Origin of the sequence: Bradyrhizobium embrapense, assembly GCF_001189235.2 — a bacterium.
GTDB lineage: Bacteria > Pseudomonadota > Alphaproteobacteria > Rhizobiales > Xanthobacteraceae > Bradyrhizobium > Bradyrhizobium embrapense.
On record NZ_LFIP02000002.1, the window covers coordinates 1192888 to 1216476 of the forward strand.

The window sequence follows — 23589 nt, forward strand, 5'->3', positions numbered from 1 at the left end:
TCCGCGTTCAGCTGGCGTATTGCGCGATGCCGTTGCCGAACGACCAGTTTTCCTTGGCGACCTCGACCAGGTTGATGAAGATATCGTCTGGACGTCCCTGCAGCTGGCTCTGGAAATCGTCGACGATCCGCTTGTAGAACGCCTTCTTCATCTCGACGGTCCGCCCGGCATTCAGCGTGATCTGGATCAAGACGAGATCGTCGCTGTAATTGTTGCCGAGATAGTTGTCGGCGTAGTTGAGGTCGCCGCGATCGTGCTCGGTGATGACCTGAAACTTGTCGTTCTCGGGCACGTTGATCACCTCGCGCATCGCCTTGTAGACGATCTCGCCGAGCGTCTTGCGATATTCGGCGGACTTGCCGCGCTTCAGGTCGATACGAACGAATGGCATGGTGGTCTCCTGTGCTATGCGGGGCTCGGCCGGATCGGCCCGGTGTGATCGAGACGCTGCGACGATGCGAAGGCTCTCGCGTCGTCCGCTCGCGCCGGCGGCGTCGGGGAATTCAGCGGGTTGCCTTGAAGGCCTCCCATCGGGCATCGCGCTCGCGTTGATATTTCGGCGTCCGCTCGCCCACCATGTCGGCGCGACGGACCGGCTCGCCGCAGGACTCGCAGACCGGACCGAGCCCGGCCGGCTTGCCGCAGACGAGATGGGTGTACTTCATTGCCCGGCCTTCGCGCGGTGACTTGCACCAGGTCTCGCCCCAGGCGCGCAGCGCCATCATCACCGGAAAGAACGCTTCGCCCTTCTCGGTGAGGTGATATTCGTGGCGCAGCGGACGCTTGTTGTAGACGCGCCGCGTCACCAGCCCGTCCGCTTCCAGCGTCTTCAGGCGCGCGGTGATCATTTGCGGCGTGCCACCGGTCTGCGCCTGAATCTCCTCGAAGCGATGATTTCGCGCGAACAATTCGCGCAGAACGAGTACGGTCCAACGGTCGCCCACGACGGCTTCGGCGCGCGCGACAGGGCACAGCGTTTGGTCAGTCATGTTGCCCTTCATTCTGGTCATCACGTTTTCTTCATCAGGCTTGTTACTATGATTTTCATAGCAATATGGCGCGGCATCGTCGCAAATGCAATGGGCCGTTGATGGCCCGGTCTGTCATCACCAGGGAGCTAGCCATGACCACCGAACAGGCGCCGACAGCGGCCAAAGTCGATTTGAAGCTCGAAGTCGTCGTCATTCCGGTCTCGGATGTCGACCGCGCCAAGCGCTTTTACCAGGACCTGGGCTGGCGCCTTGATGCCGACTTCGTCAGACCTGACGGTTCGCGCGCCCTGCAGCTGACGCCGCCAGGCTCGCCGACCTCGATCCATCTCGGCTCGGGACCCGCGCTGCCGCGCTTCCTCATCGTCAACGACATCGAAGCGGCGCGCACCGAGCTGATCGCGCGCGGCGCCGATGTCAGCGAGGTGTTTCACCGCGGCGCGGAAGGTCGCATCAAGGGCCCGGACCCGGAACGTCCGAGCTACGGGTCGCTCGCCACGTTCAACGATCCCGACGGCAACGTCTGGCTGCTGCAGCAGGTGACGCAACGCCTGCCCGGGCGGGTCGACGGCAACAGCACGGATTTCTCCTCCGCGGCCGATCTCGCCGCTGCGTTGCGCCGCGCGGCAGCAGCCCATGGCGAACACGAGAAACGGACCGGCGGCCACGATGCGAACTGGCCCGATTGGTACGCCGAGTACATCGTCCGCGAACAAGCCGGCAAGCCGCTGCCCGAGTGAACGGAGCGCGTCGTTGAAGCAAATCCAACCGCTGCCTGATGGCCAAGGAGTGATCGATGTCCCAGATCATCTATCCACGCGAGCGAACCGCGCTGCTTCTCGTCGATCCCTACAATGATTTCCTCTCCGAGGGCGGCTTGGTGTTTCCGCGCATCAAGCCGATCGCCGACGAGGTCGGGCTACTCGACAATCTGCGCCGGCTCGACGGCGCGGTCCGGGGCGCCGGGATCCAGGTGGTGATCGTCCCGCACCGCCGCTGGGAGCCGGGCGACTATGCGGATTGGGATCATCCCAATCCGACCCAGCGCTTGATCATGCAGCGCCATAGCTTTGCGCGCGGCGAATGGGGCGGCGATTGGCATCCGGACTTTGCCCCCAAGCCCGGCGACCTGATCGCCGGGGAGCATTGGGGGCAGAGTGGGTTCGCCAACACCAATCTCGATTTCCTGCTCAAGCAGAAAGGCATCACGCACGTGATCGTGGTCGGGCTGCTGGCCAACACCTGCATCGAATCGACCGCGCGCTTCGCGATGGAGCTCGGCTACCACGTGACGCTGGTGCGCGATGCCACCGCCGCTTTCTCGCACGACATGATGCACGCCGCTCATGAGCTGAATGGCCCGACCTACGCCCATTCCATCCTGACAACCACGGAGGTGATCGCGGCGTTGCCGGCGGCCTCTCGTTCCAAGGAGACAGTCAAATGACTGCGACATCGAAGACACCGGCTGCAATCGCAACAGGCCAATCGACCCAGGGAGCCATCGACCGGACCCGGCGCAGGCTGTTGACGGGCGCGGCGCTGGGCCTGGCTGCTGTCGCAGGTGCCGCCAGTCTGTTCCCCTCGCATCCCGTCGGGGCGGCGGAGAATGATGCGATCCGCCCGTTCCGCGTCGACATTCCCGAGGAGGACCTCGCCGACCTTCGCCGCCGTCTGGCCGCGACCCGATGGTCCGACAAGGAGACCGTCAATGACGACTCCCAGGGCGTTCCCCAGGCGATGCTGCGAGATCTCGTCCGCTACTGGCAGACCGACTACGACTGGCGGAAGGTCGAGGCGCGGCTCAACGCGCTGCCGCAATTCATCACCGAAATCGACGGACTGGACATCCATTTCATTCACGTACGTTCCAAGCATGACAACGCGTTGCCCCTGATCGTCACGCATGGCTGGCCGGGTTCGGTCATCGAGCAGATGAAGATCATCGACCCCCTGACCGATCCCACCGCACACGGCGGCAGCGCGTCGGATGCGTTCCATCTCGTGATCCCGTCGATGCCGGGCTACGGCTTCTCCGGCAAACCGACCACGGTCGGCTGGGATACCCAGCGCATCGCGCGGGCCTGGGTTCAGTTGATGAAGCGGCTCGGCTACAGCAAGTTCGTGGCGCAGGGCGGCGATTGGGGATCGCCGGTCTCCAATGAGATGGCCAAGCTGGGTGCGCCGGAGTTGCTCGGCATCCACGTCAACCTGCCTGGCGTCGTTCCGCCCGAGGTCTTCAGGGCGGTGAGCACCGGCGGCCCTGCGCCGGACAACATGTCCACGGAGGAGCAGCACGCCTTCGACCAGCTCAAGCTTCAATTCGCGAAGCGACGCGCCTACGCGCAGATCATGGGCACGCGCCCGCAGTCGCTCGCGGCCTTTGCGGATTCGCCTGCCGGCCTCGCTGCCTGGCTGCTCGATCACGGCGACCGCTATGCGCAGCCGGCCTCCGCAATGCAATCAGCCGTGCTCGGGCGCGACGTCAACGGGCATTCCGCCGGCGCACTGACCCGCGATGACGTGCTCGACAACATCACACTCTACTGGCTGACCAACACGGCGATCTCGTCGGGCCGCCTGTACTGGGAGAACAAGACCAACTTCTATCTGCCCGCCAATGTCACGGTCCCGGCTGCCGTGACCGCGTTTCCCGGCGAGAGCTTCGTGGCGCCGAGGAGCTGGGCGGAAAAGGCCTACCACAAGCTGATCTACTTCCATCAGGCCGAAGCCGGCGGTCACTTCGCCGCGTGGGAGCAGCCGGACATCTTCAGTCGAGAGGTTCGGGACGCGTTTCGGCCGCTGCGCAGCTGATCTGAACATTCAACGGAACCGAAAGGAGTATTCATCATGCCGAAGCTTGCACTCATCGCCAACGTCGAGGTCGCGCCAGAAAAGAGGGATCAGGTGCTGGCGCTGCTGTCGGCGCATGGCGCCCGGTCGCTCAGGGATGAACCGGGCACGCTGCACTTCGAGATACTGGTGCCGCGCGAAGACGCCGCGAAGCTCCTGATCTACGAGGTCTACCAGGATGACGCCGCGTTCGAGGCCCATCGCAACGCGCGCTCGATCGCGCAGTTCCGCGAGGAGTCCGCAGGGCTCGGTATCAAGATATCAGCGACGCTGTGCACGCCCGCGGCGTAAGCTCGGTCGCGAGCAGCGTCACGCCTGGTTGAGGCTGGCGCCGCGATCCGACAGCAGCTTCTCGGCCTTCGGCGTCAGCTCGTATAGATCGCCGTCCTTGGCGACGTAGCCCTCCTTGATCAGCCGGTCGACTTCACCCTGCACGTCGTCGGCAAAGGCAATGGATTGCGCGATGTCGCAGAGAACCGCGACCTGTTCGTCTCTAATCATGGCGTCCTCCGTCACGGCGGGGAACGCGCTGGCCGGCGTTCGGTTCCAGTAGCAGCCGAAACTGGATCACACCATCTGACGCAACAAGCCGATCAGGCGGCCGCATTCATCGTCGGTGCCGACCGTGATGCGCAGGAAATCCTCGATCCGTGGTTTCTGGAAATGCCGCACCAGCACGCCGCGCTCGCGCAGTTTCGCGGCGAGATCGGCGCCGCGGTGGCCGGGATGGCGGGCGAACACGAAATTCGCCGACGACGGCAGCACGTCGAAGCCGAGCTCCGTGAGGCCGCGGGCGAGCGCCTCACGGCTGCTGATGATGCGTTGCCGGGTCTCTTCAAACCACGCATCGTCCCCGATCGCGGCGACGGCGCCGGCGATCGCAAAGCAATCCAGCGGATAGGAGTTGAAGCTGTCCTTGACGCGCTCCAAGGCCTCGATCAACGGGCGCTGGCCGACGGCGAAACCGACGCGCAGTCCCGCCAGCGCGCGCGACTTGGACAGCGTCTGGATGACGAGCAGATTGTCGTGGCGCGCGACCAGCGGCACGGCGCTCTCGGCGCCGAAATCGACATAGGCCTCGTCGACCACCACGAGACGGTCGGGCTGCTCGGTCGCCAGCGCCTCGATCGCGGCCCGCGGCAGCGCGATGCCGGTCGGCGCGTTCGGATTGCACAGCAGGATGGCGCTGCCAGGCCGCCGATAGTCGGCAAGGTTGATCCGCATCGCGGCATCGAGCGGAATCGTCTCGTGGCCGACGCCATAGAGGCGGCAATAGACCGGGTAGAAGCTGTAGGTGATGTCGGGGAACAGCAGCGGCGCGTCATGCTTCAGCAGCGCCGGAAAGGCGTGCGCCAGCACCTCGTCCGAGCCGTTGCCGACGAACACCTCGTCTGCCGTGACGCCGTAGCGCGTCGCGATCGCCTCGCGCAGGGCGGTCGCGCGCGGGTCCGGATAGAGCCGCAGCCGATCCGTGGCCGCGGTGATCGCCGCCACCGCGCGCGGCGACGGCGGGTAGGGGTTCTCGTTGGTGTTGAGCTTGATCAGGCCGCCGATCTTCGGCTGCTCGCCGGGCACGTAGGGCGACAGATTGTGGACGACCGAACTCCAGAAGCGACTCATGATCCCGTGATCCGTGGCTGAATGCGATCACAATAGGGAATACGAGGCGTTGATGAAAGCGCCTCGTATTCCCGTCGCATCTTGATGTGAGGCGCGCGCGCGACTACCAGGTCGCTGTGCCCTTCATGGTCGGCTGGCCCTCGGCATTCGCGGTCCACAGCTCCATGCCGCCGTCCTTGTCGTTGGCATTGATCGAGAACTCGCTGCCCTCGAACAGCGGCTGCACACCGCGATAGCTGAGCTTCTTCGGCGGTTTGCCGCCGCGCAGCTTCGCGGCGAGCTCGACGATGAACGAGGCCTGCAGCGGGCCGTGGAAGATCAGGCCCGGATAGCCCTCGACCTTGGTGACGTAGTCGCGATCGTAGTGGATGCGGTGGCCGTTGAAGGTCAGCGCCGAGTAGCGAAACAGCAGCACAGGATCGGAAACGTGGCTCTCGCGATGCTGCGCGGCCGGGGCAGGCGGCGGCGCCTTGGCAGGCGCTGCGGCTTGCGTGCTCGTCATCTCGCGATAGACGATGTCCTGCCGCTCACGGATCGCAAGCCCGCGCGAGGTCGTGACCTCGTGATTGACCGAGACGAAGCACAGCGTGCCGGTCGAGCCCGATTTCACGGTGACGTCCGCAATCTTCGAGGTTCGCCTGGCGTCATCGCCGATGCGCAACGCGTCGAAGAATTCCAGTTCGCCGCCAGCCCACATCCGGCGCGGCAGCGGCACCGGCGGCAGGAAGCCGCCGCGGGTCGGGTGGCCGTCGGGGCCGAGCTGCGACATCGGAAACACCGGCTGAGCGAGGCACCAATGCGTCGTCCACGGCGCAGTGTCGCCGGCCTTCGGCTCGCCGATCTCCTGGAACAGAGTCGCGCGCAGCCCCATCACGAGATACTTGGTGACGACGTCGGAGGACTCGGTGGTCTTGCCGATCCACTGGCGGAGATGATCGAGGTCGAGTTTGTCGGTCATGTCTGTGTTGCCCGGGCAGGAGGGATCTCAGGAACGTTTGATGCGCTCGCCGATCGCGGGCACCTTGCCGTAGTGCCTGTTCTCGCCGACCACGATCGCAGCCGGTGCCGGATAGCTCACCTTGCCGTTCGGCGTGTCGACCTCGATGCGGCGCAGATGCGGATGCCTGGCGAGGTCGTCCATGCTGTTGACCTCGGCGAAGGCGATGTCGGCCTCGGCGAGCTTGCCCAGCAATTCCTCGCGCGTCAGTCTGCTGAAACTGTCGCTGACGATGCCGTCGGTCAGCGCGCGGTTGCGCACGCGCTCCACCATGTTGGCGAAGCGCGGATCGTCGGGCAGGCCGGGCTGGCCCAGCACCTTGGCGCACAGCGTCTTCCACTCGCGCTCGCTCTGGATCGAGATCAGGATCTCCTTGCCGTCCCTGGAGCGGAACACGCCATAGGGCGCGATCGAGGGATGGGCGAGGCCGATGCGTTTGGGCGACTTGCCGTCTTCGGCGTTGAGCAGCGGCACCGTGAGCCAGTCGGCCATCACGTCGAACATCGAGATCCGGATGTCGGCTCCCTCTCCGGTGCGGCCGCGGCCGATCAGCGCTTCGAGGATCGCGGCGTGCGCGGTGGCACCGGTCGCGACATCGACGATCGACATGCCGACGCGCGAGGCGCCCTCGGGGCCGCCGGTGATCGAGGCCAGCCCGCTCTCGGCCTGGATCAGGAGGTCATAGGCCTTGCGATCGGCGTACGGACCGGTGTCGCCATAGCCGGTGATGGTGCACATGACCAGCTTCGGGTAGTCTTTGCGCAGCCGCTCGCGCGAGAAGCCGAGCTTGTCCATCGAGCCCGGCTTGAGATTCTGCAGCAGCACGTCGGCGCCCGCGATCAGCTGCTCGAGCTGCGCACGGCCTTCCTTGGTCGCGAGGTCGACCACGGCGGAATCCTTGCCGCGGTTGAGCCAGACGAAATAGCTGCTCTGGCCCTTCGCCGCGGCGTCGTAGCCGCGGGCGAAATCGCCTTCGGGGCGCTCGATCTTGATGACATGAGCGCCGGCGTCGGCGAGGCGTGACGAGCAGAACGGCGCGGCGACTGCCTGTTCGACGGCGATGACGGTCAGTCCCTCAAGCGGCAGCATGATCTGGCAACTCAGTAGGAGCGGGGCATGCCGAGCACGTGCTCGGCGACGAAGGAGAGGATCAGGTTGGTCGAGATCGGCGCCACTTGGTAGAGCCGCGTCTCGCGGAACTTGCGCTCGACATCGTACTCCTCGGCGAAGCCGAAGCCGCCATGAGTCTGCACGCAGGCATTGGCCGCTTCCCAGGAGGCATCGGCCGCCAGCATCTTGGCCATGTTGGCCTCGGCGCCGCAGTCGAGGCCGGCTTCGTATTTGCGGGTGGCTTCCTTCACCATCAATTCGGCCGCGCGCATCGAGGCGTAGGCTTTCGCGATCGGGAACTGGATGCCTTGGTTCTGGCCGATCGGCCGGCCGAACACGCTGCGCTCCTTGGCGTAGTCGGTCGCCTTCTGGATGAACCACTTGGCGTCGCCGACGCATTCGGCCGCGATCAGGATGCGTTCGGCATTCATGCCGGACAGGATGTAGCGGAAACCCTTGCCTTCCTCGCCGATCAAATTCTCCGCCGGCACCTTCATGTCGGTGAAGAACACTTCTGTCGTCGCGTGGTTCATCATGGTGCGGATCGGGCGGATCTCCAGCCCCTTGCCCTTCACCTCGCGCATGTCGACGATGAACACCGAGAGGCCGTCGGTGCGCTTTTTCGACTGCTCCTTCGGGGTGGTGCGTGCGAGCAGCACCATCAGGTCGGAATATTCGGCGCGGCTGGTCCAGATCTTCTGGCCGTTGACGACGTAGTGGTCGCCCTCGCGGCGTGCGAAGGTCTTCAGCGACGATGTATCGGTGCCGCTGGTCGGCTCGGTGACGCCGAACGCCTGCAATCGCAATTCGCCGGTCGCGACCTTCGGCAGGTACTTCGCCTTCTGCGCATCGTTGCCGTGCCGCAGCACGGTGCCCATCGTGTACATCTGGGCGTGGCAGCCGCCGCCGTTACAGCCCGCGCGCTGGATCTCTTCCAGGATCGCCGCCGCGGCCGACAGCTTCAGGCCCGCGCCGCCATACTCCTCGGGGATCAGCACCGAGAGATAGCCGGCTTCCGTCAGCGCATCGACGAACTCCTTCGGATAGGCCATCTGGCGGTCGAGCTTGCGCCAGTACTCGCCGGGAAACTGCGCGCAGAGCTTTGCGACGGCGTCGCGGATGTCGGAATGGTCGTCGGTGTGTTGTTCGTGTGCGGTCATTGGTTCTTCTTGTCGCGAGGTTACGCAGACGCCGGGTGAAGCGCCCGCTGTTGTGGGGCCCCGGTAAACTCCCTATGCTGTTTTGTTATAGCGTATGAACCTGCCTTCCAGGATTGGCAAGTATGGATTTCCGCCAGCTTAGGACCTTTGCGTGCGTCGCGGAACTCGGGAGTCTGAGCAAGGCATCGGATACCTTGCGGGTGGCGCAGCCGGCGCTGAGCCGGCAGATCAAGCTGCTGGAGCACGAGCTGCGCACCGAATTGTTCACGCGCAACGGCCGCGGCATGGTGCTGACCGACGCCGGCCGGCTGCTGCTGGCGCGCACCGGCGGTATCGTGCGGCAGATCGACCAGATCCGCGACGACATCCAGTCCGCTGGCGGCGCGCCGTCCGGGCGCGTCGTGCTCGGGCTGGTGCCGACGGTGAGCTGCGTGATCTCGGCGCGGCTGGCGCGTCGCACGGTGGAGCGCTATCCCGGCATCTCGCTCTGCATCGTCGAAAGCTACAGCGGTCACCTGATCGAGTGGCTGCATCGCGGCGAGATGGACCTTGCGGTGATCTACGGCCCGTCGGTCGATCTGCATCTGGCGGTGCAGAGCCTCGGCCGCGACTCGATCGTCGCGGTCGGCCCGCGCGGCAGCGGGCTGAAGCAGAAGAAGCAGGTCGACATCGGCTGGCTGCTGCGCCAGCGCCTGGTGCTTCCAAGTCATTCGCACGGGCTCCGCGCCATGATCGAGCACGCGGCGGCGAAGAAGAAGGTCACGCTCGACGTCAAGCTCGAGGCGGATTCGTTCCGGGTGCTGACCAGTCTGGTCGAGGAGGGGCTCGGATACACCATGCTGCCGCCATCCTCGGTGCGCGGCGAGGTCGCCGATGGCCGGCTCGAGACTGCGCCGATCGCACGTCCCGCGCCGCGGCGCGAATTGACGCTGGCCTCGCCGGTCGAACATCCCGGCTCCAATGCCATCACGCTGATCGCCAAATTGCTGCGCGAGGAGGTCGCCGCGTGCCGCGCCGAGGGGCTCTGGGATATCCAGCTCGCCTGAGCGCGCTGACGGCGTAGGCCTATCATCGTCATTGCGAGGAGCGACAGCGACGAAGCAATCCATGCCTCCGCGCATGCCGCGCGATGGATTGCTTCGCTTCGCTCGCAATGACGGCGGTGCGTGCATTGTGATCTCAGCGCACCTGGAAACCGAGATGGCCGCGGAAGCGATTCTTGAGATACGTACCGTCGCGCGGCGGCAGCGCGCGCTCGACTTCGCCGGCCGCGATACGGATGCGCGCCAGCCGCGGGCCGCCAGCGAGATCGCGCAAGCTTTTGCGGAAGCGATCGATGCCGGCCATGTCGGCGATATCGGATACATGGCCGATGCCGGCGCCGCTTGCGATCACCTCCAGCTTCGCCCCGAGGCCGGAATGGCTGAGCTGCATCCCGGTCTCGCCGAAATGGCCGTTGTCGAGCACCGCGATCGAGAGATTGCCGGGCTGCTTGGTGGCGATGGTCAACAGGCTGCCGATCCCCATCAGCTGCTCGCCGTCGCCGGTGACGACGAGAACCGGCCGCTTCGGCTGCGCCAGCGCGAGCCCGAGACCGACCATCGCGGCGCCACCCATCGCGCCCCAGAGATAGAAATTGCCGGGATGCTCGCCGGCATCGAACACATCGTAAGACGAGGAGCCAAGCCCGGAGATCACGAGTAGATCGCCGCGGTCGGCGAGCAGCGCGTTCACGGCGGCGCGGCGATCGAGCGTGCCTGTTGATGCCGACATCAATGCGTCTCCTTCGTCCACTTCTTGCGGCCGATCATCCGCTGCGAGATCAGCACCGCGACCTGCTGGTCGCCGTCAAAGGCGAGCGAGGCGGCCGCCGAGATCACCTCCTCGGCGTCGTCGGGATGGTCGAGCCGCAGCACGGTGGTGCCCATGATCTCGAACGCCTGCGGCGTCGCGCGGCCCATCGGGATCTGCCAGGGATTGAACTCGGCCCATTCGCCGCGCATCGTCACCAATGTCAGCAGCGGGAAGCGGCAGCTCGCCATCAGTGAGAGCATATTGATGCAATTGCCGACGCCGCTCGATTGCATCAGCAGCACCGCGCGGTCGCCGCCGAGCCAGGCGCCGGCCGACAGCGCGACGCCTTCTTCCTCGGTCGTCAGCACCGTGGTCTTGATGTCGGCATCGGCGTGCGACAGCTTGATCAGCTTGGAATGTCCCGCGTCGGGGACGTAGGACACCTGCGCGACGCCAAAATTCTTCAGCGTGCGGTAGATCGCAACCGGCCAGTCGGTGCTGGTCGCGCTGTCCTGGTGAACGGCAATCTGGTCCATCATGGCCTCGGCTCGGGCCGCACATTGGCGCGTCCTCGCCGAAGCCTTTACCGCGCGGGCAGCCTTACTTCCCTTCGCATCTGGCTCGCGCAGCTATACCGGATTTGTATACCCGCGCGCGACCCTAGAACTCAGGGGTTCGGCAGCAGGAACCTGCCGTACTGCTTGCTCGCGACGACCGCGGCGGCGGCCTCGCCGATGACGCGCATCGCCGCCAGCATCGGCCACGGCCCAAGGCTGATCCGGCGCACGCCGGCACGGGCGAGCTCGCCGATCTCGGGAACGCCCCGCGTCACCATGATGTTGACCGGCGCCGGCGACAGTTGAACGAGCCGCTCGATCAGCGCGAGCTCGGTGAGCCCCGGCACAAAAATGCCATCTGCGCCCGCATCCGCATAAACCTTCGCGCGCCGCACCGCTTCATCCAGGCATTGCTCCGGCGAGCCGAATTTCAGCAGAAACGGATCGGTCCGGGCATTGATGAAGAGACGAACTCCGAGCTGTCGCGCAGTGTCCCGCACCGCCCTGATCTTGGCGGCATGCAGTTCGGGGCTGACGAGCTGCCGCTTGCCGCCGAAGAGCCCGTCCTCGATATTGATGCCGATCGCGCCGGCCTTGAGGATTCGCGCCGCCGAACGCGTGGTGGCATCGGGAGTGTCGCCATATCCTGCCTCCAGATCGATCGATACCGGGACTGTTACGGAAGCAGTCATCCGCGACACCAGGCCCTCCACCATGTCGAGCGGGGCATTCTCGCCGTCGGCATAGCCGAGTGCGGAGGCGACCGCACCGCTGCTCGTTGCAATGGCTGGCGAGGTCTTCGCGATCGCCTTGGCGGTCGCGACATCCCAGGCGTTGAACAGGACGAGCGGATCGCCCGTCCTGTGAAGGGCATGAAAGGCTTCGGCGTATTGCTGCTGTGTCGTGGCGTCCATTGCGCGCACTCCCGGTTGGAGAATTTTGAAAGATGTCGCGGCTGAGCGGCCGCTGCCTGCGGGCGCTCAGTCGGCGGCGTGGGTCTTGAACCAGTCCATGATCAGGCCGTTGACCTCGGCCTCACGCTCGAGATGCGGGAAGTGACCGACATCGGGCAGGACGATGCGCTGATGTGGCCCCTTGAACAGCGGCTCTTCCTTGATCGAATAGCGCGCGGTCGGATCGTTGCCGCCATAAATCGTCAGCGTCGGCGTATGCATGTCGTTGATCGGTAGCCGGCCCGCAACTCCGGCATCGACCAGGCCGTTGTAGTATTTCAGCGCCGCCTTCATGGTGCCGGGAGAAGAGAGCGTCTGCTTGACCGAGCGGAGATGCGCGTCGTTCTCTAGGGTTGGCGACCATAACTTCCAGAGGTAGTCGACGAAGGGAAGTCCCTCGATGTTGACCGCCGCGTGCGCGCCGGGCACCGTAAAGAAATAGACGTGGAAGACCGATCGAACGGCATCGGGATCGCTCCTGAGGCTCGGGATCGTGATTGGGTGCGCGGTATTCATCACTACCGCGGCCTTGATCGCAGACGGCGCCGTGGCCAGCACCTGGAATGTCGAGGTGCCGCCCCAATCCATGCCGACGACGTATGCCCGTCCGTCGTCGCTCAGCGCGGCGATCAGCGCTTCGAGATCCTGTCCCAGCGCGATCGGATCGAAGATGCCGTCGGCCGGAATCTCGGTCGGCGCATAGCCGCGCAGAAACGGCGCGACCGCGCGATAGCCCGCATCCGCGAACACCTGCAACTGCTTGCGATACGACCAGGCATTGTCGGGGAAGCCGTGCATGAACATGACGAGCGGCCCGCTGCCCTGTTCGAGATAGGCGAAGCCCACGCCGTTGGCCTGCACGTATTTCAGGGCGGGTTCGCCGCCGGCGGCATCAGGCGTTGCCAATGCGGTGCTTCGGATCGTCATCGCTCCACTCCATTTTTCGTCGCTGCTATGCTCTGGGATAAATATGTGCGTAGCGCACATATCAGGTCAAGTTGTTTTTTGTGCGCAGCGCACATATTATTCCCGGCATGGAAAACGGAATCGCCAATCTGCTGGGCGCGCTGTCGCTCGCTGTCATGGATCGGATCGAGCAGGGCGCGCGCGAGGTGGTCGGCCGCGGCGGCGAGACGCCGGCGGCCCTCATCGTCATCGGCTATGGCCAGGGCATGACCAACGACAAGCTGAGGCGGATCCTCGGCCTGTCGCATTCCGGAACGGTCCGCCTGGTGGATCGTCTGGTGTCGGATCGGCTGGTCGAACGCCGCCCGGGCAAGGACGGCCGCGAGGTCGCCTTGCACCTGACTTCGACCGGCGCCGCGGCCCGCAACAAACTGCTGGCGTCGCGGATATCAGCCGTGACGTCGCTGCTCGACGTGCTGTCACCGGCCGAACGCAAGCAGCTGGCGATATTGATCCGCGAACTGCTGGGACGGCAGGACACCTCCGAGATGGATCGCTTCACCATCTGCCGGATGTGCGACGACCGGGTCTGCACCAATTGCCCATTGCCGACCAGCAAGGGCCAGCACGCGCGCTAGGCTGGCGCGAACGAAGCGAGGCTCAACCCGGGATGCGCACCGGCAGGTTCTCGATGCCGCGCACGAAGCTGGAATAGACTCGCTTCGGCTCGCCGACCACCTCGATGCGGTCGAAGCGCTTCAGCATCTCCTGCCAGACGATCTTGAGCTGCAGCTCGGCGAGCCGCATGCCGACGCAGCGGTGGATGCCGAAGCCGAACGACAGATGGATGCGAGGCCGGGCGCGATCGATGATGAATTCGTTTGGACGATCGATCACCTCGTCGTCGCGGTTGCCTGAGACGTACCACATCACGACGCGGTCGCCCTTCCTGATCGTCTTGCCGCCCAGCTCGGTGTCCTGCAGGGCGGTGCGCCGCATATGCGCGAGCGGCGTCTGCCAGCGGATCACCTCCGGCACCATGGTGTCGATCAGCGCGGGGTTCTCCTTCAGCTTCCTGAACTGGTCGGGATGCTCGTGCAGCGCCAGCACCGAGCCGCTCATGGTGTTGCGCGTGGTGTCGTTGCCGCCGACGATCAGCAGGATGATGTTGCCCATCAGATTGTCGGGGTCCATGTGCCGCGTGGCGTCGCTATGCGCCATCATCGACAGCAGGTCGTTCCTGGGCGGCGCGTTGACACGTTCGTTCCACAACCTGGAGAAATAGGCGTAGCACTCGTCCATTTCCTGCCGCCGCTGCTCCGGCGAATTGACGATGCCGCTCTTCGGCAGCGCGGTTGAGACGTCGGACCAGCGCGTCAGCTTGCGCCGTTCTTCCCAGGGGAAGTCGAACAGCGTCGCCAGCATCTGGGTGGTCAATTCGATCGAGACGCGCTCGACGAAATTGAAGGTCTCGTTGCGCGGCAGATTGTCGAGCACGCTCGCCGAGCGCTGGCGTATCAGCTTCGCCAGCTCGTCGAGATGATCAGGCGTGAACATCGGCGACACGGTCTTGCGCTGATGGGCGTGCTTCGGCTGGTCCATCGCGATGAAGCTCGGATAGTCGTAGCCGGGCGGCACGTCGCGGATCGAGATGCCGCCGAGCGTGGAGTCCGAGGAGAAGATGCCGTGGCTGGTGTCGACATGCATGATGTCGTTGTACTTCACGACCGACCAATAGGGCTCGATCGGCGCGTTGGTGCAGTAGTGCACCGGCTCTTCCTTGCGCAGCCGCTCGAACCACGGCCACAACGTGTCGTTCTGGAAGAGTTTTGGTGCGCCGGGATGAAAGTCCTTCAGTGGCGTCGCATAGGCTTCCTCGCGCGCCTGGCGCAGCAGCTCGGCCCGGTCGGCACGGATGGCGGTCTGGACGTTCATGGTTCCTTGATCCCGGTTGGCTCGCGACGCATCAGGCGGCGATGCGCACTGGCAGCGTCTCGTAGCCCTTGATGAAGCTGGAATACACCCGCTGCGGCTCCTCCACCACCTCGATGGTGTCGAAGCGCTTGAGGATCTCCTCCCAGATGATCTTGAGCTGCAGCTCGGCGAGCCTGAGACCCACGCAGCGGTGGATGCCGAAGCCGAACGAGATGTGGGTGCGCGGCCGGGCGCGGTCGATCAGGAACTCGTAGGGCTTCTCGATCGCCTCTTCGTCGCGGTTGCCCGAGACGTACCACATCACGACCTTGTCGCCCTTCTTGATCTGGCGGCCGCGGAACTCGACGTCGGTGAGTGCGGTGCGCCGCATATGGGCGAGCGGCGTCTGCCAGCGGATCACCTCGGGCACGAAACTGTCGATCAGTGCCGGATTCTCGCGCAGCTTGCGGTACTGCTCCGGATGCTTGCTCAGCGCGTAGATGCTGCCGGACAGCGTGTTGCGCGTGGTGTCGTTGCCGCCGACGATCAACAGGATCAAATTGCCGAGGAAGTTCTTCGGATCCATGTTTCGCGTGGCGTCGCTGTGCGCCATCATCGAGAGCAGATCGCTCTTCGGCGGCTGGGCAGCGCGTTCCTTCCACAGCCGTGCGAAATAGGTCGCGCATTCCATCAATTCGGCTTGCCGCTCGTCCTCGGTGGCAACGAGGCCGCCGGCGCCGGGCAGGGTCGTCGCGACGTCGGACCAGCGCGTCAGCTTGCGGCGGTCTTCCCAGGGGAAATCGAACAGCACCGCGAGCATCTGCGTGGTCAGCTCGATCGAGACCTTGTCGACCCAGTCGAACACCTCGCCGCGCGGCAGATTGTCGAGACACTCGGTCGAGCGCTTGCGGATGTTGATGGCGAGCTCGTCGAGATGCGTCGGCGTGAACATCGGCGCCACGGTCTTGCGCTGCGCCGAATGGCGCGGCTGGTCCATCGCGATGAAGCTTTCGCGGCGCAGGTCCGGCGGCACGTCGCGGATGGTAATGCCGCCGAGCGAGGCGGCCGAGGAGAACACCGCGTGGTTGGTCTCGATGTCCATGATGTCGTTGTAGCGGGTGATCGACCAGTACGGACCGAACATCGAATCCTTGCACCAGTGCACCGGATCCTCTCGGCGCAGCCGGTCGAAATACGGCCAGAAGGTATCGGTCTTGAACAGCTCGGGATCGCCGGGATCGTAATCCGAAAGCGGAAGCGTGTTGGCGCGTTCGCGTGCGGCATCCAGATTGGTGCTGTCGACCAGATCGATGGTCCCGTGCATGAGCGGCTCCTCAATCGTTGCGCGCCGGGGCGTCGCCGGCGCGGCATGTTTTACCGAATTACATTCTCATTCCATCGTTTGCGCAAGTGCCCTCAGCGCGCATTTGGCCGCATTGATGCCGGGCCAAAGCGGCCGAATCCGGGCTTTTCGCGCCGATCGGGGGCGGCGGCGTGACGCGGCCTGTTTGAAACGATGTTTGATTCTGGTCCGGCACCGCGCGGACGGCGCGGCTATTGGCTCGCTGGTTTTTCGCAGGGATAGGTATCCTGCATGCCCCACAGCAGCAGGGACGCGACCAGCACGTCGCCTTTCGCGTCCCGCTTGTCGGCCGATTTGAGCATGATCTCCTCGGTCTGCTCGGCAGCGGGCGCTTTGGTCCGGCGGTGGTCGATGCCCGATCGACGACCGTGCTTCCGGCATGCCATTAAGGCGTGGCCAACCGCACCCCGCCAAAAAATCACCCCGCGATCTCGACCTTGTGTGAAACCTGCATCACACTCAGAGCGACAAAGCTGTGCTCTTTGTAGCGCAGAGATTGTCACGTTTTGGAGCTACCCCGTGAACGATATGAGCTGGACCCCGCTGGGGCCGCCGCAACCACCACCGGTTCCGCCGCCGATGCCGGTGGCCTTTGCAGGAAACCGGAAGGACTTCTTCCGCCTGGTCGCGCGCGGCGCGGGGCTCGAACTCGTCACGCTCGGCTTCTACCGGTTCTGGCTGACCACCGACATCCGTCGTCACCTCTGGTCGCACACCCAGATCGATGGCGACGCGCCGGAATATACCGGCCGCGGCAAGGAACTGCTGATCGGCTTTCTGGTCGCGCTCGCGATCCTGATGCCGATCTATGTCGGATACTTCCTGATTGGCATCGAGGCGGAGCATCTCAAGGCGTTCGCCTCGCTGCCGCTGGTCGCCTTCTTCTATCTGTTCGGGCAGTTTGCGATCTACCGCGCGCGGCGCTACCGCCTGACCCGCACGGTGTGGCGCGGCGTCCGTTTCTGGATGAGCGGCTCGGGCTGGCTCTATGCGCTCAAGGCCTCGCTGTGGGGCTTGCTGGTCGTGTTCACGCTCGGCCTGGCGCTGCCATGGCGCGAGGCGGCGCTCGAACGCTACAAGATGCGGCATTCCTATTACGGCGATCTGCAAGGCTCGTTCGAGGGCCGCGGCTGGGATTTCTTCAAGCGGGGCTGGTGGCTCTGGCTGCTGATGCCGCTCGCGCTGTCGTCTTACGTGTTTGCCCCGTTCGCCTATGCCGCATTCAAGGCGATCGAGTGGCGCTGGTGGCTGTCGGGCATCCGTTTCGGCGAGGTACGGCTGGAATCGACGCTTCCGCGCAGCGCGCTGGTCGGCCTGTACTGGAAGGTGATCGGCTGGATCGTGCTGCTGTTCGCGGTGTTCGCGGCCTATCTCCTGCTCTGCATCTTCCTGGCCGCCAGCATCGACGGCTCCTCGATCGAGAGCTTCTTCAGGACCGAGGCGTTCGCCAAGAGCATTCCCCTGATCGTTCTGCTCGGCATCGGCTATCTTGCCTTTGCGCTGGCGATGAACGTGGTGATGCGGGTCTATCTGATGCGCGATCTCTGGCTCCGGGTGCTGTCCTCGACCATCGTGCACAACATCGAGGCGGCGGCCAACGTCACCGCGCGCGGCGATCTCGCCAATGCGCTCGGCGAAGGTTTTGCCGACGGCCTCGACGTCGGTGGCTTCTAGCGCCATGGAATCCGATTCCAGCCAGACCAACTCCGCGGCGACGCCGGCTCCTGGCGGCGTCTTCTTCGACGGCCTGTCGAACCGTCGGCGCCTCGTCGCGCTCAGACTGTCCGATACGCTGGAGATCAGGGAGAGCGGCGAACTGCTGGGGCGCTGGCCGTTTGCCGACATTCGCCGCGCCGATAGCCCGTCCGGCTTGTTGCGGCTGAGTTGCCTGACCGCTCCGGCTCTGGCGCGGCTTGAAATCCGCGATGCGCAGCTGATCGCGGCGCTGGTCGCGCGCTGCGAGGCACTCGAGGCGGACCTGCCGAACCGCAAGGGCGTCGCCGCGATCGTCGGCTGGTCGCTCGCGGCTGCGGTGTCGATCGTGCTGGTGGTGCTGTTCGGCGTGCCGCTCGCCGCCGAGCGGCTGACGCCGCTGGTGCCCGACGCTTTCGAGCGGCGGCTCGGCGACGTCGCGGAGGCGCAGGTCAAGGTGGTGTTCGACGGCAAGCCGTGCAGCAACGCGGCAGGACAAGCGGCGTTCGCGAAGCTGGTCGGCAAGCTGCGGGAGACCGCCGGCCTCGACAATTCGGTGCAGTCGGGCGTGCTGGCGACCTCGGTGCCGAATGCCTTCGCGCTGCCGGGCGGCAAGGTCTATCTGTTCGACGGGCTGCTCGAGAAAGCGGAAAATCCCGACGAGATCGCCGGCGTGCTGGCGCATGAGCTCGGCCATCTCCGGCATCGCGACAGCATGCGCGAGCTGATCCACAATGGCGGCACCTCGTTCCTGATCGGGCTGTTGTTCGGCGACGTCACCGGCTCCGGTGCGCTCATCTTCGCCTCGCGCTCGCTGGTGACGTCGTCCTATTCGCGCGACGCCGAGACCAATGCCGATAGTTTCGCGATCGAGACCATGCACAAGCTCGGCCGTCCGGCGAAACCGATGGGCGAACTGATGTTCCGTGTCACCGGCAAGGAAGGCGGCAAGGGGCTCTCGCTGGTCTCAAGCCATCCTTTGACCGAGGACCGCCTCGCGCGCATGGACAAGGCCGATGCCGGCAGCCGGCCGAGCGGCCCGCCGCTGCTGTCATCAGCCGAATGGCAGGCGCTGAAGGGCATCTGCGGATCGGGCAGGGGCAAGGTGTGAGGCCGGCGATTTTCTGAATTGGGATTTCGAGAACTGGAGCGATCCCATGCCGCTTGACGACAGATACTGGTTTCCCGCCAAGCGCTACGGCTGGGGCTGGGGACCTCCGAACAACTGGCAGGGCTGGTCGGTTCTGGCAGGATTCGCGGCGCTGATTGCGGTCGGCGCCGCGCTGATCCTCCCGCACGCTCCGGCTCGCTTCATCGCCTATGTCGTCGTGCTGAGCGCCTTGCTCACCGCCGTATGCTGGTGGAAGGGCGAGCCGCCGCGCTGGCGCTGGGGCGGCGACTGACCCAACCGCTACTTCACCAGCCTGAACTTGCCGCCCTCGACCTTGATCAGGAATGCCGACCGCTCGTCATAGCCGTTGTGATCGGTCGGGCTCATCGTCGAGAGGCCGTTGTTCAGATAGACGTCCTTGCCGCGCTCGAGCTCGTCGCGCAGCGCGGCGCGGAATTCCGGCGTGCCGGGCTTGGCCGTCTTCAGCGCGTTCGCCGCCGCCCGCTTGAACAGCGTCACGGCGTCCCACAGATGCGCGCCGAAGATGTTTGGCTTTTGCCCGTTGACCTTCTCGTAGCTCGCCACGAACTCGTCGCGCGCCTGGCGGAACGGATCGTTCGCCGGCAGATCGTCGGCGATGGTGAAGGCCTCGCCGGTGAAGATCGCGCCCTCGACATTGGCGCCGCCGAGCTTGATGAATTCCTCCGACGCAACGCCGTGGGTCTGGAAGATCTTGCCGGCATAGCCTCGGCTGCGCAACGCTTCCTGCGGCAGCACCGCCGGCGTGCCCGCGGAGGCGATGAACACCGCCTCCGGGTTGGTCGCGATCACCTTCAGCGCCTGGCCCATCGCGCTGGTGTCGGCGCGGGCATAGACCTCATGCGTCGTGACGGTGAGGCCGAGCTGAGGCGCCAGCCGCGACACCTCGGCGTAATAGCCTTCGCCATAGCCGTCGGAGACGCCGATATAGCCGAGCGTCTTGATGCCCGATTTGGCGATGTATTTCAGGATCGCCGCCGCCATCAGGTCGTCATTGGGGACCACCTTGAACGCCCAGCGGCGGCGCTCGTCCATCGGGCGCACGATCGCGGTCGCCGCCGCGAGCGAGATGATCGGCGTCCTGGATTCGAAGGCAACGTCGAGCATCGGCATGGTCACCGGGGTCAGCGAGGAGCCGATCAGGATGTCGACGCCGTCCTGGATCACGAGGCGGCGGGCATTCTGCGTGCCCTTGGTCGGATCGGACTCGTCGTCGAGTGCGATGTAGACCACCTTCTCGCCGCCGATCTCCTTCGGCAGCGCGGCGATGGTGCGCATCTGCGGCTGGCCGAGCGCCGAGCCCGGCCCGGATCCGGACACCACGACGCCGACCTTGATGTCGGCCCGCGCGTCCGGCGCGACCAGCAGCGCGCCTGCGAGTACCCAGAGTCCGGCCATCGCCAACTTCATTGCAATTCCTCCCGGTCAAATGCTTTTTGTCATTGGTGGCCGACGATAGCCGACCGGCCTTCAGTTTGGCATCATACCAATTCCGCCTGATGTGTCTGTCCCCTCCGCGGGGGACATGATCGGCTGCGGGCGGGCGCTGAAACCTGGCGTTTACCACTCCCTTAAAGGCCGTGAGAACCAGTTTCCCTAATCGGGCGGCAACGACCTGCTGTTATCGAAGGAGGGGAAAAGGGAGTACGAACATGTTCAGCATCGTTCGGATCCTGGTCTTGATCGCATGTGCGCATGCGGGATCCGCGTACGCGGAAATGCCGTCTGACGGCTCGCCGCCTATGCAAGCAGTTCACGCGGTCCACGCCGATGGGTGAGCCTCATCCGATCGCGCCCGAGCACGCGCGCGCCATCTGCGAGGAGATCGGCGAGCGGCTGCGCCATGCGCTGCGCGGCGATTACGCCGATCTGCCGCCCAGGCTGCAGGAGCTGATGAACGCACTCGCGCTGCAGGATCATGAGGCGCCGTCGGCGGCGCCGGTCATGGCGCGAGCGTTGGTGGTCGCGGCCTAGAGCATGATCCGGACCGGAACGGCCGCGTTGGCGAAAAGTGCGAACCGGCTTTCCCAAAAAGAGCGTGCTCAAACAAAGAGCTGAGGCGCGATGACGCTTCAGTCTGATCTCCTCGCGCTTTAGGCCCCGGTTCACGGTGACCGACCGGCCGCGCGGCCGCGTCACACGTTCTTCGCGACCTTGCGCGTCCGCGTCGGGCCGGCGCCGGCGATCGCCGGCTTGATATTCCACACCGCGCGCACCGCCGTGAAGGCGTGCGCGATCACCGGCTCCTGGCGGCGGGCGGCAAGGCAGGCGAAAGAGAGATCGCAGGTGAGCTTTACCTTGTCGGCGACCACGAACTGATGCGGGCGCGCCATCCGCGGCGCCAGCACGCTGTCGCGCGCGAGGCTGAGGCAGAGGCCGGATTCGACGAAGTCGATCATCGCCTCTTCCTGATCGGTGTAGCCGACGCGCTTGGGTAAGGCGCCGAGCGGACGGAAGATGTCATCGAGCAGCCGGCGGTGGCCGGAATGCGGCGGTGTCGCGAGCCAGGGCAGCTCGGCGAGCTCCGCCCAGCCCTTGCCGATCACCCGATCCCGCCAGCCGATCGGCGCGATCACGCGGTAGTGGTAGCTGAGCAGCGGCGCCAGCTGGTAGCGGCCGTCGGCGATGGTCCGTTCCGCGAAGCTGTGATGGACCAGCTGCTCCGGCGGCGTGGCGTCGACATAGTAGCCGACGTCGAGCTCGCCCCGGCCGACCTGCGCCAGCACGTCGTCGCTGACGCCATGGCGCAGAAACACTTCGGTGCGTTGCGAGGACATCGCAAGGCTGCGCACGAACGGCCCGAGCCGGGTGAACTCGGGGTCGAGGATGGTGCCGACGCGCAGCGTGCCGCGCTGCGCCTCGTTCAGCTGATCCGCCATCGCCTTGAAGTCGGATGCGGCCGCCACCGCCCGGTGCGCCAGCGGCAGCAGCGCGGCGCCGGCCTCGGTCAGCGTGAAGCCGCTCGGCGTGCGGTTGAACAGCAGCAAGCCGGTGCTTTCCTCGAGCGCCTTGAGTTGCAGGCTGACCGCCGGCTGGGTCAGTTTCAGCATCGCTGCAGCACGCGATACAGTGCCTTCACGGGCAACCGTGATGAAGCAACGCAAGGCCTGGGTACGGGGAAGCTCGGTCATTGTGTGGGCTTATAGCACACTTTTTCGCCGTGCATCCGACCTGCGCAGTGCATTGTTGTGTAATTATAATACAACCAATGCGAGAAGTCAGGATGGCCGCCACGCAACCATGCCTTCGGTGCGCGCCCGCACCGCCGGCGAGGCGAGGCAGGTCGCAACCGCCTCATAGCCCGCCGCGCCGGGCACCGGCGTGACGGAGATCGGCACGCTGTGATTGGCGGGGCACAGGATGATCGCTTCATCGTCGCCGACCGCGTCGAGGTCCAGGATCGCGTTGGAGCGCGTGAGGAAGAACAGCGGCCGCGCCGCAGGTCCGCGGCGGCGCAGATGCGCGATCACGGCTTCCTGGCTTGCCGCATCGAGCCCTTGCTCGAGCATGTCGATCACCAGGATGGTGTCGCCGTCGGCTTCGAGCGCGGCGAGCAGGGTGGTCAGCGCGACCGAGTCCACCGCGCCATCGGCGAGCAGGACGGCAAGGCTCGCCTCGACCCTCGCTTTGTGTGCCGGGTCCGCATCGAGCCGCGCGCGAACGGCCGCGCCGCCGCCGGCGGTGCGGTCCAGCCCCACGAAACTGGCGCCGGGCAGCACTTCGGCCAGCCGCTGCGCGAGGCGCGTCTTGCCGCTGCCGAGCGGGCCGACGATGTAGTTCAGCAGTTTGATGTCGTGCAACTCGAAGCGCTCGCCGCCCCACGGCCACGGCAGATCGAATGCGACGCCGATCCCGGGTCTTGTCCTGACTGCACCGATGAGGTCGTGCGTCGCGGGCATCTTGCCGCGGGCGAGGTCAGCCCGCAGTCGTCGCACCTTGGCGATGCTGTCGCCGGATTGGCGGATGCCCGCTTCGAGCGCGGCCTGGTGCGCGGCCAGCACGCGATCGAGGACGGCGGCGTCGCCGCTCAGGATCCGCGCCACTTCATTGATGCTGAGGCCGAGCCCGCGCAGCGCGACGATCTCGGCGCCGCGCGCCATCTCGGCCGCACCATAGGCGCGCCATCCCGCCGGCGAGCGGGTGGGCGCGATCAGGCCGCGCTCCTCGTAGAGGCGCAGTGCTTTCGCCGAGATCCCGAGCTGCCTTGCAGCTTCGGACGGGCTGAGGAAACGGGCAGCAGGAGCATTCATCGAATCACCTCGCGTTGTCTGACCGCAGCTCTATGGAGGCGGCCGCAGGGGCAAGGTCAAGCGGCGAGGGTGGTGATTCCCACGTTGCGAATTGAGCAGTGAGGTAAGCACGCCGGTCAGGCTCCCTCTCCCGCAAGGGGAGAGGGAGCCCTGCTGCCGGTGCTCGCCTCACGTGCGCGTTCCGCTTGATTCACAAGCGGTGCAACGTTCTCGATGTCGTCCCTGCGAAAGCAGGGACCCATAACCACGAATGGTTGTGGTGAGCAATGTTGGTATGACGA

The 23589-nt window shown here is 65.4% G+C and carries 26 protein-coding genes; 10 read left to right on the plus strand and 16 right to left on the minus strand.

Features of this window, described 5'->3' with window-relative positions:
* Positions 1–7 precede the first annotated feature (7 nt).
* Together AKN83_RS13050 and AKN83_RS13055 are read right to left on the minus strand one after the other, a co-directional pair.
* On the minus strand, positions 8–391 hold the full coding sequence (locus AKN83_RS13050) for a tautomerase family protein (RefSeq protein ID WP_050404124.1): 384 nt from the start codon (positions 389–391) through the stop codon (positions 8–10).
* Between the two features lie 112 nt (positions 392–503).
* Positions 504–989, minus strand: coding sequence for a winged helix-turn-helix transcriptional regulator (locus tag AKN83_RS13055; protein ID WP_244521969.1), 486 nt, complete (start codon positions 987–989; stop codon positions 504–506).
* 134 nt (positions 990–1123) lie between these two features.
* Here AKN83_RS13055 and AKN83_RS13060 point away from each other — a divergent pair, with 134 nt between their 5' ends.
* The 4 genes from AKN83_RS13060 to AKN83_RS13075 are packed head-to-tail and all read left to right on the plus strand — an operon-like array spanning position 1124 to position 4133.
* Positions 1124–1729 carry a VOC family protein gene (locus AKN83_RS13060; protein WP_050404126.1) on the plus strand — a complete coding sequence of 202 codons (606 nt, stop codon included), beginning with the start codon at positions 1124–1126 and terminating at the stop codon, positions 1727–1729.
* A gap of 56 nt (positions 1730–1785) precedes the next feature.
* Positions 1786–2436: a cysteine hydrolase family protein gene (locus AKN83_RS13065; RefSeq protein ID WP_050404127.1), complete on the plus strand. Its 651-nt coding sequence runs from the start codon at positions 1786–1788 to the stop codon at positions 2434–2436.
* Complete coding sequence (locus AKN83_RS13070; protein ID WP_050404128.1) at positions 2433–3803, plus strand: epoxide hydrolase family protein; 1371 nt, start codon at positions 2433–2435, stop codon at positions 3801–3803. Before AKN83_RS13065 ends, AKN83_RS13070 begins: the two co-directional genes overlap by 4 nt.
* Positions 3804–3839: 36 nt before the next feature.
* Complete coding sequence (locus AKN83_RS13075; RefSeq protein ID WP_050404129.1) at positions 3840–4133, plus strand: putative quinol monooxygenase; 294 nt, start codon at positions 3840–3842, stop codon at positions 4131–4133.
* An 18-nt stretch (positions 4134–4151) separates the two neighbouring features.
* Here AKN83_RS13075 and AKN83_RS13080 read toward each other — a convergent pair whose 3' ends face one another.
* The 5 genes from AKN83_RS13080 to AKN83_RS13100 all read right to left on the minus strand — a co-directional run bounded on the left by AKN83_RS13080 (position 4152) and on the right by AKN83_RS13100 (position 8729).
* On the minus strand, positions 4152–4343 hold the full coding sequence (locus AKN83_RS13080) for a hypothetical protein (protein WP_050404130.1): 192 nt from the start codon (positions 4341–4343) through the stop codon (positions 4152–4154).
* Between the two features lie 66 nt (positions 4344–4409).
* Positions 4410–5462, minus strand: coding sequence for a histidinol-phosphate transaminase (gene hisC, locus AKN83_RS13085; RefSeq protein WP_063695314.1), 1053 nt, complete (start codon positions 5460–5462; stop codon positions 4410–4412).
* Between the two features lie 103 nt (positions 5463–5565).
* Entirely contained in the window at positions 5566–6420 is an 855-nt protein-coding gene (locus tag AKN83_RS13090; protein WP_050404131.1) for an HTD2 family dehydratase, read from the minus strand.
* A 27-nt stretch (positions 6421–6447) separates the two neighbouring features.
* Positions 6448–7548 (minus strand): CaiB/BaiF CoA transferase family protein, encoded by a 1101-nt coding sequence (locus tag AKN83_RS13095; protein WP_050404132.1) that lies wholly within the window; start codon positions 7546–7548, stop codon positions 6448–6450.
* An 11-nt stretch (positions 7549–7559) separates the two neighbouring features.
* Positions 7560–8729 (minus strand): acyl-CoA dehydrogenase family protein, encoded by a 1170-nt coding sequence (locus AKN83_RS13100; protein ID WP_050404133.1) that lies wholly within the window; start codon positions 8727–8729, stop codon positions 7560–7562.
* 122 nt (positions 8730–8851) lie between these two features.
* On the opposite strand from AKN83_RS13100, the gene AKN83_RS13105 reads away from it, so the two are divergent.
* Positions 8852–9775, plus strand: coding sequence for a LysR family transcriptional regulator (locus AKN83_RS13105; RefSeq protein WP_050404134.1), 924 nt, complete (start codon positions 8852–8854; stop codon positions 9773–9775).
* Positions 9776–9908: 133 nt separating this feature from the next.
* Here the strand turns inward: AKN83_RS13105 and AKN83_RS13110 are convergent, their stop codons facing one another.
* From AKN83_RS13110 to AKN83_RS13125, 4 genes are all read right to left on the minus strand, one after another.
* A complete protein-coding gene (locus AKN83_RS13110) occupies positions 9909–10502 on the minus strand; it encodes a thiamine pyrophosphate-dependent enzyme (RefSeq protein ID WP_050404135.1) in 594 nt (197 codons plus the stop codon).
* On the minus strand, positions 10502–11062 hold the full coding sequence (locus tag AKN83_RS13115) for a thiamine pyrophosphate-binding protein (RefSeq protein ID WP_157113341.1): 561 nt from the start codon (positions 11060–11062) through the stop codon (positions 10502–10504). Before AKN83_RS13115 ends, AKN83_RS13110 begins: the two co-directional genes overlap by 1 nt.
* A 128-nt stretch (positions 11063–11190) precedes the next feature.
* Positions 11191–11994 (minus strand): isocitrate lyase/PEP mutase family protein, encoded by an 804-nt coding sequence (locus tag AKN83_RS13120; protein WP_050404136.1) that lies wholly within the window; start codon positions 11992–11994, stop codon positions 11191–11193.
* 66 nt (positions 11995–12060) lie between these two features.
* Positions 12061–12960, minus strand: a complete 900-nt coding sequence (locus AKN83_RS13125; RefSeq protein ID WP_050404137.1) for an alpha/beta fold hydrolase — start codon at positions 12958–12960, stop codon at positions 12061–12063.
* A 107-nt stretch (positions 12961–13067) separates the two neighbouring features.
* On the opposite strand from AKN83_RS13125, the gene AKN83_RS13130 reads away from it, so the two are divergent.
* Entirely contained in the window at positions 13068–13577 is a 510-nt protein-coding gene (locus tag AKN83_RS13130) for a MarR family winged helix-turn-helix transcriptional regulator (RefSeq protein WP_050404138.1), read from the plus strand.
* Between the two features lie 22 nt (positions 13578–13599).
* On the opposite strand, the gene AKN83_RS13135 is transcribed toward AKN83_RS13130, so the two are convergent.
* Positions 13600–14874, minus strand: coding sequence for a cytochrome P450 (locus AKN83_RS13135; protein WP_050404139.1), 1275 nt, complete (start codon positions 14872–14874; stop codon positions 13600–13602).
* A gap of 31 nt (positions 14875–14905) precedes the next feature.
* Positions 14906–16177, minus strand: coding sequence for a cytochrome P450 (locus AKN83_RS13140; protein ID WP_050404140.1), 1272 nt, complete (start codon positions 16175–16177; stop codon positions 14906–14908).
* Between the two features lie 567 nt (positions 16178–16744).
* Here AKN83_RS13140 and AKN83_RS13150 point away from each other — a divergent pair.
* The 3 genes from AKN83_RS13150 to AKN83_RS13160 are packed head-to-tail and all read left to right on the plus strand — an operon-like array spanning position 16745 to position 19311.
* Complete coding sequence (locus tag AKN83_RS13150) at positions 16745–17890, plus strand: DUF898 family protein (protein WP_157113379.1); 1146 nt, start codon at positions 16745–16747, stop codon at positions 17888–17890.
* Between the two features lie 4 nt (positions 17891–17894).
* On the plus strand, positions 17895–19019 hold the full coding sequence (locus AKN83_RS13155; protein WP_050404143.1) for a M48 family metallopeptidase: 1125 nt from the start codon (positions 17895–17897) through the stop codon (positions 19017–19019).
* 46 nt (positions 19020–19065) lie between these two features.
* Complete coding sequence (locus AKN83_RS13160) at positions 19066–19311, plus strand: hypothetical protein (protein WP_050404144.1); 246 nt, start codon at positions 19066–19068, stop codon at positions 19309–19311.
* An 8-nt stretch (positions 19312–19319) separates the two neighbouring features.
* On the opposite strand, the gene AKN83_RS13165 is transcribed toward AKN83_RS13160, so the two are convergent.
* Positions 19320–20468, minus strand: a complete 1149-nt coding sequence (locus AKN83_RS13165; RefSeq protein ID WP_050404145.1) for an ABC transporter substrate-binding protein — start codon at positions 20466–20468, stop codon at positions 19320–19322.
* 360 nt (positions 20469–20828) lie between these two features.
* On the opposite strand from AKN83_RS13165, the gene AKN83_RS13170 reads away from it, so the two are divergent.
* Positions 20829–21032 carry a hypothetical protein gene (locus AKN83_RS13170; RefSeq protein ID WP_050404146.1) on the plus strand — a complete coding sequence of 68 codons (204 nt, stop codon included), beginning with the start codon at positions 20829–20831 and terminating at the stop codon, positions 21030–21032.
* A 161-nt stretch (positions 21033–21193) separates the two neighbouring features.
* Here AKN83_RS13170 and AKN83_RS13175 read toward each other — a convergent pair whose 3' ends face one another.
* Together AKN83_RS13175 and AKN83_RS13180 are read right to left on the minus strand one after the other, a co-directional pair.
* Entirely contained in the window at positions 21194–22189 is a 996-nt protein-coding gene (locus AKN83_RS13175; RefSeq protein WP_050404147.1) for a LysR family transcriptional regulator, read from the minus strand.
* An 87-nt stretch (positions 22190–22276) separates the two neighbouring features.
* Positions 22277–23308 (minus strand): MerR family transcriptional regulator, encoded by a 1032-nt coding sequence (locus AKN83_RS13180; protein ID WP_050404148.1) that lies wholly within the window; start codon positions 23306–23308, stop codon positions 22277–22279.
* Between the last annotated feature and the right edge of the window lie 281 nt (positions 23309–23589).